The sequence below is a fragment of the Flavobacterium sp. LMO6 genome, assembly GCF_009495795.1.
Taxonomy (GTDB): domain Bacteria; phylum Bacteroidota; class Bacteroidia; order Flavobacteriales; family Flavobacteriaceae; genus Flavobacterium.
The window spans coordinates 90226-102881 of the sequence record NZ_WIBH01000003.1 but is presented as its reverse complement, the minus strand read 5'-3'; the positions used below and the strand labels follow the sequence as shown (position 1 = coordinate 102881).

Annotated in this window: 12 protein-coding genes; all 12 read left to right on the top strand. The window is 29.8% G+C overall.

Annotated elements, in window-relative coordinates; all coding sequences use genetic code 11:
• Positions 1 to 194 precede the first annotated feature (194 nt).
• Entirely contained in the window at positions 195 to 1052 is an 858-nt protein-coding gene (locus GFJ99_RS04275) for an ABC transporter permease (protein ID WP_153207681.1), read from the top strand.
• Positions 1053 to 1391: 339 nt separating this feature from the next.
• Entirely contained in the window at positions 1392 to 2684 is a 1293-nt protein-coding gene (locus GFJ99_RS04270; protein ID WP_153207680.1) for an ABC transporter ATP-binding protein, read from the top strand.
• A gap of 1 nt (position 2685) precedes the next feature.
• Positions 2686 to 4350 (top strand): N-acetylneuraminate synthase family protein, encoded by a 1665-nt coding sequence (locus GFJ99_RS04265; RefSeq protein ID WP_153207679.1) that lies wholly within the window; start codon positions 2686 to 2688, stop codon positions 4348 to 4350.
• Entirely contained in the window at positions 4347 to 5381 is a 1035-nt protein-coding gene (locus tag GFJ99_RS04260) for an N-acetylneuraminate synthase family protein (protein ID WP_153207678.1), read from the top strand. The genes GFJ99_RS04265 and GFJ99_RS04260 overlap by 4 nt, the downstream gene beginning before the upstream one ends.
• Positions 5381 to 5938: a serine O-acetyltransferase gene (locus GFJ99_RS04255; protein WP_153207677.1), complete on the top strand. Its 558-nt coding sequence runs from the start codon at positions 5381 to 5383 to the stop codon at positions 5936 to 5938. The genes GFJ99_RS04260 and GFJ99_RS04255 overlap by 1 nt, the downstream gene beginning before the upstream one ends.
• Positions 5939 to 6433 carry an HAD family hydrolase gene (locus GFJ99_RS04250; protein ID WP_153207676.1) on the top strand — a complete coding sequence of 165 codons (495 nt, stop codon included), beginning with the start codon at positions 5939 to 5941 and terminating at the stop codon, positions 6431 to 6433.
• A complete protein-coding gene (locus GFJ99_RS04245; protein WP_153207675.1) occupies positions 6433 to 7911 on the top strand; it encodes a hypothetical protein in 1479 nt (492 codons plus the stop codon). Before GFJ99_RS04250 ends, GFJ99_RS04245 begins: the two co-directional genes overlap by 1 nt.
• Position 7912: 1 nt before the next feature.
• Positions 7913 to 8695, top strand: a complete 783-nt coding sequence (locus GFJ99_RS13730; RefSeq protein ID WP_153207674.1) for a CatB-related O-acetyltransferase — start codon at positions 7913 to 7915, stop codon at positions 8693 to 8695.
• A gap of 28 nt (positions 8696 to 8723) precedes the next feature.
• Positions 8724 to 9668, top strand: coding sequence for a glycosyltransferase family 2 protein (locus GFJ99_RS04235; protein ID WP_153207673.1), 945 nt, complete (start codon positions 8724 to 8726; stop codon positions 9666 to 9668).
• Positions 9661 to 10896 carry a glycosyltransferase family 4 protein gene (locus tag GFJ99_RS04230; protein WP_153207672.1) on the top strand — a complete coding sequence of 412 codons (1236 nt, stop codon included), beginning with the start codon at positions 9661 to 9663 and terminating at the stop codon, positions 10894 to 10896. Before GFJ99_RS04235 ends, GFJ99_RS04230 begins: the two co-directional genes overlap by 8 nt.
• Positions 10897 to 11733, top strand: coding sequence for a glycosyltransferase (locus tag GFJ99_RS04225; RefSeq protein ID WP_153207671.1), 837 nt, complete (start codon positions 10897 to 10899; stop codon positions 11731 to 11733).
• Positions 11730 to 12653: a glycosyltransferase family 2 protein gene (locus tag GFJ99_RS04220; protein ID WP_153207670.1), complete on the top strand. Its 924-nt coding sequence runs from the start codon at positions 11730 to 11732 to the stop codon at positions 12651 to 12653. The genes GFJ99_RS04225 and GFJ99_RS04220 overlap by 4 nt, the downstream gene beginning before the upstream one ends.
• Positions 12654 to 12656 lie beyond the last annotated feature (3 nt).

Genomic DNA, 12656 nt, shown 5'->3' with positions numbered 1-12656 from the left:
AGTCACAGAGTGTGAAGTTTTGGACCGAAGTTTCAGTTATTTCATTTTAATTTAGATTAAGATTTAAACTTTATTTTTGATTTTTAAATTCACAAAACAGAGTTTGTTAAATAAAGATTTGTGCTTCTGTTAAAAAAGTTTAATTTTGAGCGCTAGGTTTTGTTTAAAATAGACTTAACTATTAATAGGAATTAATGAATAAAAAAAACACAACAATTGAGCATTGGGATTCGGTTATTGAATCTAAACATTCTCTTTTGGATATTAATCTGAAAGAACTTTGGCACTATAGGGATTTATTAGTCCTGTTTGTGCGAAGGGATTTTGTTACAGTATACAAACAGACTATATTAGGTCCTTTGTGGTTTTTTATTCAGCCTTTATTAACTACTTTTACGTTTACTATCATTTTTGGAAACGTAGCTCAACTTTCAACAGATGGAGCTCCTAAGTTGGTTTTTTACATGGCAGGGATTACATTGTGGAATTATTTTTCCACATGTTTAACAAGTGTTTCGGGTGTATTTAATGCAAATGCAGGTATTTTTGGAAAAGTTTATTTTCCTAGATTGATTATGCCTCTTACCATAGTAATCTCCAATTTAATGAAGTTTGGGGTTCAGTTTCTGTTATTTATTGGTTTTGTAAGTTATTTTTATATTCAAAATAAAATTCAGCCTAATAGTTGGATATTTTTAACTCCAATCATAATTGTATTAATGGCTTTGATTTCCATGGGAATTGGTTTGATATTGTCTTCGATGACCACAAAATATAAAGATTTGAATCAGTTGATTGGATTTGGTGTACAATTGTTTATGTATGCTACTCCTGTAATATATCCTAGTTCTTCGGTTCCAGTTAATTATTCCTGGGTAGTAAATTTAAATCCGTTGGTAGGATTGTTTAATTACATGCGATTTGCGTATTTAGGAGTGGGAGAGTTTACAATTTCAGATTTAGTTTATCCATCGCTATTTTCAGTATTTATTTTAGCAATTGGAGTTTTGGTGTTTAATAAGACACAGAAGACGTTTATGGATACGGTTTAGTGGGTTTCAAGTTTCAGGTTTTCGAATGTTGAATTTTTTGGAACGCAGATGATTCTGATTTAGCTGGTGGATACGGATTTTCTAATTGAAATGAGTTAAAGTAAAAAAATCTTAGAATGAATTGTCCCCTTGAGGGGACTTTAGGGGTGTAGCGGGGTAATTTTAATATTGAGTGATGATTAACGAATGTTGAATGTTGATTTTTTTGCACAGAGATTCACGGAGGTTTTTTGAAGTGGGTAATGTTGAATAGAGCTACACAGAGTCGTTTTACTTAAACGAGTTTCAGGTTTCAGGTTTTTTTGTGTTGAATTTTGATTAACGAATGTTGAATAAATAATGAGTAAAGTAGTAATAAAAGCAGAAAATATTTCCAAACAATATCGTCTTGGACTCGTGGGAACGGGAACCGTGAAAGATGATATGAAGCGTTGGTGGTATAATCTGCGTGGGAAGGAAGATCCTTTTTTAAAAATTGGGGAAGCGAATGACAGAGCTAGTAAAGGCGAAAGCGATTATGTTTGGAGTTTACGCGACATCAATTTTGAAATTAATCAAGGTGACTCTGTAGGGATTATTGGTCGTAATGGTGCTGGTAAATCTACTTTATTAAAAATATTAAGTCAGGTGACACAACCTACAACGGGTAAAATCTATACTAAAGGAAGAATTGCTTCTTTGTTAGAAGTAGGTACGGGTTTTCATCCTGAGATGACAGGGAGAGAAAATATTTATTTAAATGGAGCTATTTTGGGCATGCGCAAGCATGAAATCACCCGAAAGTTAGATGAAATCATTGCTTTTTCTGGTGTTGAGCGTTACATAGATACGCCAGTGAAGCGATATTCTTCAGGAATGTACGTGCGTTTGGCATTTGCCGTAGCTGCTCATTTAGAATCGGAGATTTTAATCGTAGACGAAGTATTGGCAGTAGGCGATGTCGAGTTCCAAAAGAAATGCTTGGGTAAGATGAACGACGTAAGTAAAGGGGAAGGAAGAACGGTATTGTTTGTGAGTCATAATATGGCGGCAGTGAAGAGCTTGTGTACGAAAGGGATTGTTTTAGAGCATGGAAGGGTAGTTTTTAACGGAAATAGCGAAGATGCCATAAACTATTATTTAGATGATGCCTATAAAACCGCTTTAAAACCCGTAATGGAAAGGGAAGATAGAAAAGGAAATAAAAAGCTTTTGGTTAATGCTATTTATGTTGAAAATAAAGAAGGCATCAGAGTAGCAGAATTACATTCAGGAGAAGAATATTGTATTTGTTTTGATTATACTAAATCAAAATATATTGATCCAAAACAATTAACTGTTGTTGTTCAATTCAAAAACGATAATGATGAATTGGTTACTACTATTGCAACAGATGAATTAGGTACTCAATTTTCTGAAATTGCGGAGAAAGGTAAAATAGAACTACATATTCCAAAACTTCAATTTAGAGAAGGAAATTATTCATTAACTTATATGATTAGTGAAAAGCTTGCTTTTAATACACCACATGAAGTTATCGATTATCTATCAGATGCTTGTGTTGTTTCAGTAATAAGAGGGGATTATTGGAAATCAGGAATTTTGAATAGACCAAAAGGATTTATTCAGGAAGCATCAATTAAATTGATTTAATATGAAAATTATAGCAGAAAGTGCATTTAATCATAATGGAAGTTTTGATGAACTAATTAATCTGGCATTAGAATCAAAAAAAGCCGGTGCAGATTATTTTACAGTTCAAGTAATGAATGTAAATCAATTTTGCGTTACAGATTACGAAAAAAACCAACTTTATAAAGATACCGAATTTACAGAATTGCAATGGTTAACCTTATTCGATTTTTGTAAAGTAAATGAAATTGAGGTTATACCGTGTGTATTAGAAGAGGCTTCTTTAGAAATGTGTTATAACTATGGTTTTAGGTTGCTTAAGTTACACGCTACAGATATTACAAACAAACCTTTATTGCAATTAATTGCAGATAAAATTGATGTAAAAGTTATACTTGAGACACAGTGCGCTACTATGTTTGAAGTTGAGTTTGCCATTAATATATTAGGTAAACATAAAATTGAAGCATTATTTACTGGGTATAGTAATTATCCAACAGAAATTGAAGATTTTAATCTTAATGTTTTAGATACTTTTAATAAAAGGTTTGGTTTATCAACTGGTTTTGCAGACCATTCTTTGGATACTGTTAATATACCTTTAATGATTTTAGCTAAGGGTTGTGCCTATATAGAAAAGCATATAACAACTTCTAGGAATAATAGAAATTTTGATTATCAGGTTTCTTTATATCCTCATGAGTTTGCCATTATGGTAAATGCAATTAAACATTATACTTTGTCATTAGGAAACGGAATAAAGCATCCTATGAAAAATGAACATAAGTATAGAAATATAATGTATAAAAAAGTATTACCAAACGAGAATACTTTAAAAAGGGCAAATCAGGGAGAATACTATATTGAAAATGCAATAAAGTCATTTAAAAAAGACAATGTTGTAGTAGCTTTAATCGCTAGATTAAAATCTCAGAGATTAAAACAAAAAGTTTTGATGCCTTTTTATGAAAACGAGCTTATTGTTGATTTATATAACAGAATATCAAAATCAAATAAGTTTAGAACAATTTTAGCAACTTCAAATTTAACAGAAGATGAGCCGTTGTATGATCTTTTTGTTAAAAATGGTTTCCCTGCTTTTAAAGGTGATGCTGTTTCTGTAATAGATAGAATGTTAACATTGGCATATAATGAAGAGGCAAGTGCAATTTTTAGAGTAACTGGCGATAATCCATTTACAGATCCTTACTTAATGGAGCAAATGGTTGATTTATTAACAGAAAACAATCTAGATTACGTTAAGGTTAATAATGTGCCTTTTGGTGTTGGTGCGGAGCTTTTTTCAACAAGCTATTTGTGGAAATTATATTTAAATCTTGAAACAACTGAATTTTCAGAATATTTAACATGGTATGTGCTTAAAGATGAAAATATAAGAATGGGTAGTATCGATTTAGATATTAGTAATAATAATCATTTAGTAAATTTATCAGTTGATTTACAAGAAGATTATGATAGATGTAAATTAGTTCTTGATAAAATTGAAAATAAAAAATTTCAAGAGTTTACTTTAAAAGATATTTTAATAAATTTAGATACTATTGAAAAAGTAGATGACACTAAAGAAATTAAATTACCGCAAGGAAATAGTATCAAATTGAAAGATTATTTAGATGCTTTTAATAATAAGGAATATATAATCAGAAAAAAAATTTCCATACAATGACCTATATTATTGGAGAAATAGGGCAAAACCACAATGGTTCTGTCGAACTTGCCAAAGTAATTATTGATTTAGCTTCAAGAGAATTCAAAGATGAAGTATTTGGTAACGTTTTAAAAGGAATGGATGCGGTTAAATTAACCAAGCGCGATTTGAAACAAGAATTGTCTAAGTCGCAAATGGAACGGTTATACGATTCTCCTCATTCTTTCGGAAAAACCTATGGAGAACATAGAGAAATATTAGAATTAAACGATGAAGAACATTTTGAAGTTTATTCATACGCCAAAGAAAAAGGGTTAGACTTTGTTGAAACTTTATGTGCTACTGGGTGTTTGTCTATTTTACGCTATTTTACACCTGATAAGTTAAAAGTCGCGAGTAGAGATTTAACAAATTTACCTTTATTAGCAGCTTTAGCCGAAACTAAAATTCCAATTATTGTTTCAACAGGTATGGCAGGTAAAAAAGAATTAGATGATGCTATAGCGGTTATTACTCAATACCATTCAAATCTTTCTATTTTGCATTGTGTTTCACAGTATCCAACTGAGCCTAAGAATGTAAATTTAAATACGATTCCTTACTTAGTGAAAAATTATAAGGATTTTGTCATTGGATATTCTGATCATACTATTGGTATTTCAACACCTGTTGCCGCAGTTGCAATGGGAGCAAAAATCATAGAAAAACACATAACACTCGATAGACGTATGAAAGGAACAGACCAAGCAGGTTCTTTAGGTCCTGATGGTGTTTATCGAATGGTAAGAGATATTAGAATTTTAGATCAATCCATGGGAGTTGAAGATATTTTTATAGTGCCAGAAACTGCTGTTGCTAAAGAAAAATTGGAGCGTTCTATTGCTACCAAAAGAACATTAGCTAAAGGTTCAATTATTACTGAAGATGACATACATATGTTATCGCCTGGAGATGGATTTAAATGGGCTGAACGTCATCAAGTTATTGGAAAAATAGTTAAAGAAACTATTTCAGAGAATGAAGTTATTTATACAGATTTTTTGATGTAATGATAAATGAAATAAAAGTCAATATTCGTTTTATGGCTGAGAAGTCAATTTTCTCACCAAATTGTAATGCATTAACCATTGAAGAATGGGATAATGTGATACAGTTTTTTATTTATGATTATCAAAGATACTATAGTGATGAATTTGATTTTAATAAAATTAAATATTTTCCTGGATTACTAGCAACATTTTTTTATAGAGTTTCTAGAAATTTATTTTTAAAAGGAGATGAAATAAATGCTTTAGAGTTTTCTTCTCTTGGATTTTTCTTAACAGGAATTGAAATATATTACACTGCTCAAATTGGAAAAGCTTTAAAAATTAATCACGGAATAGGAACTGTTGTTGGTTCTAGAACAGAATTAGGTGATAATGTTTTATTACACCATTCAGTTACATTAGGAGAAAAAAATGGAGGAAGGGCTAAAATAGGAGATAATGTTATTATATATCCTGGAGCTATAATTGTTGGAGATGTTTTTATTGGATCAAATTCTGTAGTAGGAGCAAACGTTTTTGTTGATAAAAGTTATCCAAATAATTCAAAAATAGTATAAATGAAAATACCAAAACTAGTTTTAACGGATATTGATGGCGTTTGGACTGATGGTGGCATGTATTATGACCAAACAGGAAACGAATGGAAAAAATTTAATACATCTGATAGCGCCGGAGTTCTTTTTTGTAATAGTGCTAATATTCCTGTAGGAATTATTACAGGAGAAGATACAGAAATTGTTAAAAGAAGAGCCGATAAATTAAATATAACTATTTTATATCAAGGCATTCAGGATAAACTTTCTGTAGCAAAATCTATTTGCGAGCAATTACAAATTACTTTAGATGATGTAGCTTACATTGGTGACGATATAGGAGATCTCTCTCTTTTAGATGTAGCGGGTATTAGTGCTGCGCCTAACAATGCAAGCGATTACATTAAAAAAAGAGTAGATTTTGTAACTTCAAAAAATGGAGGTGAAGGTGCTTTTCGTGAATTTGTAGAAACTATTTTAGGAATAGATTATATTGAATCTATTCTAGCTAAAAAATAATGCAAAATAGAGTTGATATAAAAGATTTTATTGTTCAAATAGAGCAAGATTTTTCTGTTAATGAATGGCAGGTTAATGGTATACATTTATGGCCTATAATTAGAATAAAACTCTTTTTTTATCTTATTAATAAAGTGGAATTTGAAGGTAAAGCTCCACAAAATAAGACAAATATATCGCCTCAAAAAAAATCACTTATTCGTAATTTACTTTATCGTTTTAAACGAAAATTACAAAAACTTAATGAAATTATACATTATTTACTTTGGAAAAAAAACTTACCAAAAAAGGATTATGTTTTTTTAGGTGGTGATCTTCATCGAGTTACTCATAACAATTCGCGTTTCAATCGTTTTTTTGATGTGCTTATTGAGCAACACGGCATTCAAGACCAAGCTTTGTATTTGGAATATGGAAGTCAAATAATTAATAATCAATACCATTCAGAGGCTATATATTTTTATGAGCCTTTTTATAAAGGTTACCAATATTTGAATCCATCAAAAAATAATAAAGCCATTTTTAAGTGGAATGGATTTGTTGAATTCAAGAGTTTTTTGACTCAAAATGAAATAACCAAAGATTTTATTGGGAATAACGATGTATCAAATTTAGAATATTGGGCAATCCATCTTTTTTTACCAAAAATCACCTTTTTCAAAACCCTATTAAAAAAAATACAGCCAAAACAAATTCATTTCTTATGTTATTATTCCGAATTTAATTATGCCTTATTGGTTGCTGCTAATCAGGCAAAAATTGTAACAGTTGAAATGCAACACGGCCCTCATACCGATATACACTTGTGTTATGGAAGCTGGTCAAATATTCCAGAAAATGGCTATGATGTGCTTCCAAGAGTTTTTTGGAATTGGGATGAAAATAGCACCATTGCTTTAAATAAATGGATGCATAAAAATACCAATTATAAGCTAAAGATAATTGGTAATCCTTGGTTAGATTATTGGATAAAGAATAGTAAATCGTATCCGCATAAAGATTTTATTTTATATAGTTTACAACCCAATCCTATTACTTTAGATCAATTGTTTACGCCTCAACTGTTAGAATGTATTCGTTCTGGTAAAGAAGTTTGGTTCATTCGTTTGCATCCTAGACAATTTCATGAAATGGAAGCTATTATTTCGTTATTAAAAAAAGAAAATCTGATAGATAAAGTCAATATTAAAGAGGCAACTCAAGATCCATTGCCTCAATTGTTAGCAAATGCCAAATTGCATGTTACTCATTCTTCAGGAACAGCTCTTGAAGCTGTTTATTTTGGTTTAAAAACAGTGCTTATTAATGAAATTGGCCTCACATCATTCCCAGAATTGCTGGCAAAACAACAAGCGGTTTATATACACTATCTGTTAGAAAATTTTGAACTGAAATTTAAAAACTACCTTGCAGCGCTTGAAGAACCTGAAAATAATACTATATTTGATACACCAATTACATCTAATTTGTTTTCATAATATGCTGGTTTTAAAACATAAATTAATCAATTATCTAAAAAGAGCTATAAGTGCTAGTAATACTATAGGTAAAAATGCTGTTTTGAAATCTAATGTATGTATTATTGGTTCTTTTATTGGAGGACAGGTAACTATTGAAGAAAATACTAAAGTTATTCAATCCGATTTAAAAGAAAAGTGTCTTATTGGTCCTAATTCATTTATAGATACTGTTAAAATAATAGGAGATTTTAGTGCCAACGAAAATTGTAAATTAAACCATTGTCATTTAGAGGGAAACATTAGTTTGGGTAAGTTTACTTCACTATGGGGACCAAATTTAGATATAATGGCGGTCAAAGGGAATGTGTCTATTGGTAATTTTTGTTCTATTGCTAGAAATGTTTCCATACAAACGTATAATCACAATCATAAAAAAGCTACTTCTTATTTTATAGGTCAAAATTTTTTCAAAGAAAAATGGGAAAATGAAAAAGTATCTAAAGGAGATGTGGTAATTGAAAATGATGTTTGGATTGGTTCTCACTGTGTAATATTAGGTGGTGTAACTATCCATAATGGAGCAGTAGTAGCAGCAAATTCTGTAGTAAATAAAGATGTCCCACCTTTTAGTATAGTTGCAGGAACACCCGCAAAAGTTATAGGATATCGTTTTGACGAGTCAACCATCACTAAATTACAAGATTTACAATGGTGGAATTGGTCTAATGAAAAAATCCAAAAAAATAAAGCTCTTTTTGAAAATGAGTTAGCGTCTGATTTTGAAACACTTATTGTTTCTTAATTTCAATATTTTAGTAAAACAAAGCTTTATGTTTAATCCTCTAGTTTCCATAATAATTCCTACTTATAATCGTGCTAATTTGATTAGTGAGACATTAAAAAGTGTACTGGATCAGACTTATACCAACTGGGAGTGTATTGTTGTAGATGATGGTTCAACTGATGATACAGCATCTATAGTAGCAGATTATGTAAAAAGTGATGCTAGATTTCAGTATCATAAGCGGCCTGAAACGAAAATAAAAGGAGCAAATGCTTGTAGAAATTTTGGATTTGAAATTAGTAAAGGTGAATATGTAAAGTGGCTAGATTCAGATGATTTGATATCAGATGATTTGCTAGATTCTCAAATAAAAACAATTTCTTTTACTTCTGATTTTAAGAATGTTGTTGTTACTTCAAAATGGAATTATTTTAAAGATACCTTAATTAATGTAAAACCTAAAGAAAAGGAAATCAATAAAAATTATGATTCTGGATTAGAACTGATTTTCGATTTTGGTAATTCTAACACTTTTTTTCCGCCTCATGTATATTTGATTCATAAAAATTTAATCTTAAAAAGTGGTTATTGGAATGAGTCGTTATTGATTAATCAAGATGGTGAATTTTTTACAAGGGTTTTATTAAATGCAAATAAAGTAGTGCATGCAAATGAAGGTATGGTTTATTATCGATATGGATTGTTAACTGATAATACAAGTACTTTTTCGTCATCAGAAAAATGTAGGCATTCTATTTTAAGTTGGGTTTTAATTGATTCTTATATAAAAATCAACTCAAAAAAATATGCAACAACAAGTTATGTTGAAAATGCTAAGGAATATTTATTAAAAAACATAAAAGATAAAAACATATTAGATGAATATAATTGGTTTTTTACTAAGCAAAATATTTGGCATCGACTAAAAATGTTTAGATTACGTATACAGCTATTTGTAAAAAAAGCTATTAAGATTTTTTATAATGAATAAAAAAACAATAATTTTTAAAATAGCTGATTTTCCTCTAACTTCAGAAACATTTATTGTAGCACAAATTACATGTGCTTTAAATTTAGGCTATGATGTAAAAATTCTTGTAAATAAATTTATTACATCAAATTTGGGTTTATATAAAGATGTTTTTGAAACTCATAATCTTATTGATAAGATTGTTGAAGAGAATTATAAAATTCCAAAAAATAAGTTTATTAGATTAATTCAATGGTTTGTTTTATTAGTTTCAAATATTAATTCTTTAACAAGTATTATTTCTTTTTTAAAAACACAAAAAGGATTTAGTCTGTCTTCACTTTTTCAATGGGTATTCTATCAAGAGTTTAATGATAAAAAAAATATTTTTCATGTTCAGTATGGAACTAATAAAAATCCACTTGATTTACTAAAATCCACCGGATTCTATAAACCATCACTTATTGTAACTTTTCATGGTCATGATGCTTTTTTTCCCATAAATGGTTTTATACCTAATAACGGATATTATAACAATTTGTTTACTTATGCAAACCTAATAACAGCTAACACTCCATATTTAGCTGATCAATTATTAAAAATTAATTGTCCAGATGAAAAATTGTCAATTGTTCCAGTTGGAGTTGATACTACTTTTTTTAAACCCATAGAAGATAGGGTATTTGAAAAAGAAAAGTTAAAACTAATTACAGTTGGTCGATTAGATCCTGTAAAAGGTCATCGTTACGGAATAGACATTGTTAAAAAATTAATTAAAAAAGGAGTTCCTGTTGAATTTACTATTGTTGGCGAAGGTGAAGAATTAAAAAAGTTAGAAGAGCAAATTGAAATTCTTGGATTACAAAATCAGGTGTTTCTATTAGGGAAAAAAAATCAAAACGAAATTAGAGAATTGTTTTGGAATCATGATTTGTACTTACTTACTGCAGTTGCACTTCCAGATGGAAGAAGAGAAACACAAGGACTAGCAACTCTTGAGGCTCAAAGTTGTGGTTTGCCTGTAATTGCTTTTGATTCAGGCGGTGTTAAATATACAATTCATGAAGGTGTAACTGGATTTGTTTGTGAAGAATATAATGTTGATGAAGTAGTGTCTAGAATAGAAAAATTATATAATGATACTAATCGTTTAAAAGATATGAGTTTAAATACTCAAAAATTTATTAATGAAACATATTCCTTAACTTTTGTTGAAAGCAAATGGGAAGTACTTTATAAAAACAAATAAATGAATTCTAATCCGCTAGTTTCTATTGTAATTCCATGTTATAATGATGTTCAATATATTGAGCAATCAGTGCAATCTGCCTTGGGCCAAACGTATCCAAACACTGAGGTGATTATAGTAGATGATGGTTCAAATGCAGAAACGAAAGCCGTTTTAAAGAAACTACAACTCAAGATAACAAAGTTAATCACGCAAGAAAATCAAGGGCAAAGTACAGCCAGAAACGTAGGAATTAAAGCTGCAAATGGTGATTTTATATTGGTCTTAGATAGTGATGATTATTTTGAAGCCTCTTTTTGTGAAGAAGCTATTGCCATATTACAAAATTCCGATGAGGTTAAAATTGTGACTTCGCATTTAAGAAGATTTACAGATAGCAAAACAATAGATATATTTGTTCCTTCAGGTGGTGATATTGCTACTTTTGTAATTAAAAATGGAGCCACAGGAAGTGCAATGTTTCGAAAACCTGATGCGTTATCTGTAAATTGTTATGACGAAACAATGAGAAAAGGATTTGAAGATTGGGAGTTTTACATTCGATTGCTAGCTCATGGAGGAATTACAGCAGTTATTCCAAAACCGTACTTAAACTATAGAGTTAGAGCTAATTCTACAACTACAAGAGCTAATAAGGTAAAAGCGGAATTACTTAAGTATATTTATACCAAAAACAGAGTAGTTTTTTCACAACATATTGATACTTATGTGTCTAATTTGTTCGATGAAATAGAAAAAGAAGAAAAACAAAAAAATAAAATTTTTAAGAGTATCGATTATCAATTGGGAACATTTATTTTGAAACCAATCCGTGTAATAAAATCATTTTTCAAATGAATCCAAAAGTAACCATCATAATGGCTACCTACAATAGAGCTCATTTTATTGTAGAAACGCTACATTCTATTCAACAACAAACCTTTACGGATTGGGAGTGTATCATTATTGATGATGGTGGTACTGATAATACCAAAGAAGTTCTTACTCCCATACTAGAACAAGATAACCGATTCCAATTTTTAAAGCGTCCTAATACTTATTTAAAAGGATTGCCCGGTTGCAGAAATTATGGCTTGGATTTAGCAAAAGGCGATAGTATTATTTTCTTTGATGATGACGATATCATTCATCCAGATAATTTAAAGATTAGTTTGTCTGTTATTGAAAATGAACAAGTGGCTTTTTGTCATTATCAAAAAAAAGCATTTGAAAAAAATATTCCAGAATTCTCATTTAAGGAGCCTAAAATCCAACAAAAGTTAAATGTTGCTTTTTTGTATGATGTAATTACACATCAAATAGGATTGGCATCATGTACGGTTTTATGGCACAAAAAATGTTTTGCAACTATTCGATTTAGAGAAGAATTACTTTATGCAGAAGAGTGGGAGTGTTATTCCCGAATTCTCTCAGAAGGATTTGAAGGTATTATAATTGAAAACGTACTGTATTTCAATAGAAAACATCCAAATTCTAATACAGCTGAGTTTTATTCAGATAATCCAATTCGGAAAAAATCTAATAATGATGCCATCTTATTAGTCATTGCCAATATGGAAGAAAAACAGTTGTTGACAAGTAAAATACTTCGTCATTTTATTCAAATTGCCTTGGATTATAAAGAGTATAAATTATTTTCAGCTATATTAGAAACGTCTAAATTATCCTTTATTGGAAAATTAAAATGGTATTTATTTTATACGTTTTTGCCGGTAAGATTATATCTTTACAGCCTTAAGAAAAAAATGCTTTCATGAAAT

What these genes read in the sequence shown, in the direction of transcription:
- GFJ99_RS04275 (WP_153207681.1), top strand. Translation starts at nt 195, where the DNA reads ATGAATAAAAAAAACACAACAATTGAGCATTGGGATTCGGTTATTGAA.
- GFJ99_RS04265 (WP_153207679.1), top strand. Translation starts at nt 2,686, where the DNA reads ATGAAAATTATAGCAGAAAGTGCATTTAATCATAATGGAAGTTTTGAT.
- GFJ99_RS04225 (WP_153207671.1), top strand. Translation starts at nt 10,897, where the DNA reads ATGAATTCTAATCCGCTAGTTTCTATTGTAATTCCATGTTATAATGAT.
- GFJ99_RS04255 (WP_153207677.1), top strand. Translation starts at nt 5,381, where the DNA reads ATGATAAATGAAATAAAAGTCAATATTCGTTTTATGGCTGAGAAGTCA.
- GFJ99_RS04245 (WP_153207675.1), top strand. Translation starts at nt 6,433, where the DNA reads ATGCAAAATAGAGTTGATATAAAAGATTTTATTGTTCAAATAGAGCAA.
- GFJ99_RS04260 (WP_153207678.1), top strand. Translation starts at nt 4,347, where the DNA reads ATGACCTATATTATTGGAGAAATAGGGCAAAACCACAATGGTTCTGTC.
- GFJ99_RS13730 (WP_153207674.1), top strand. Translation starts at nt 7,913, where the DNA reads ATGCTGGTTTTAAAACATAAATTAATCAATTATCTAAAAAGAGCTATA.
- GFJ99_RS04220 (WP_153207670.1), top strand. Translation starts at nt 11,730, where the DNA reads ATGAATCCAAAAGTAACCATCATAATGGCTACCTACAATAGAGCTCAT.
- GFJ99_RS04250 (WP_153207676.1), top strand. Translation starts at nt 5,939, where the DNA reads ATGAAAATACCAAAACTAGTTTTAACGGATATTGATGGCGTTTGGACT.
- GFJ99_RS04235 (WP_153207673.1), top strand. Translation starts at nt 8,724, where the DNA reads ATGTTTAATCCTCTAGTTTCCATAATAATTCCTACTTATAATCGTGCT.
- GFJ99_RS04270 (WP_153207680.1), top strand. Translation starts at nt 1,392, where the DNA reads ATGAGTAAAGTAGTAATAAAAGCAGAAAATATTTCCAAACAATATCGT.
- GFJ99_RS04230 (WP_153207672.1), top strand. Translation starts at nt 9,661, where the DNA reads ATGAATAAAAAAACAATAATTTTTAAAATAGCTGATTTTCCTCTAACT.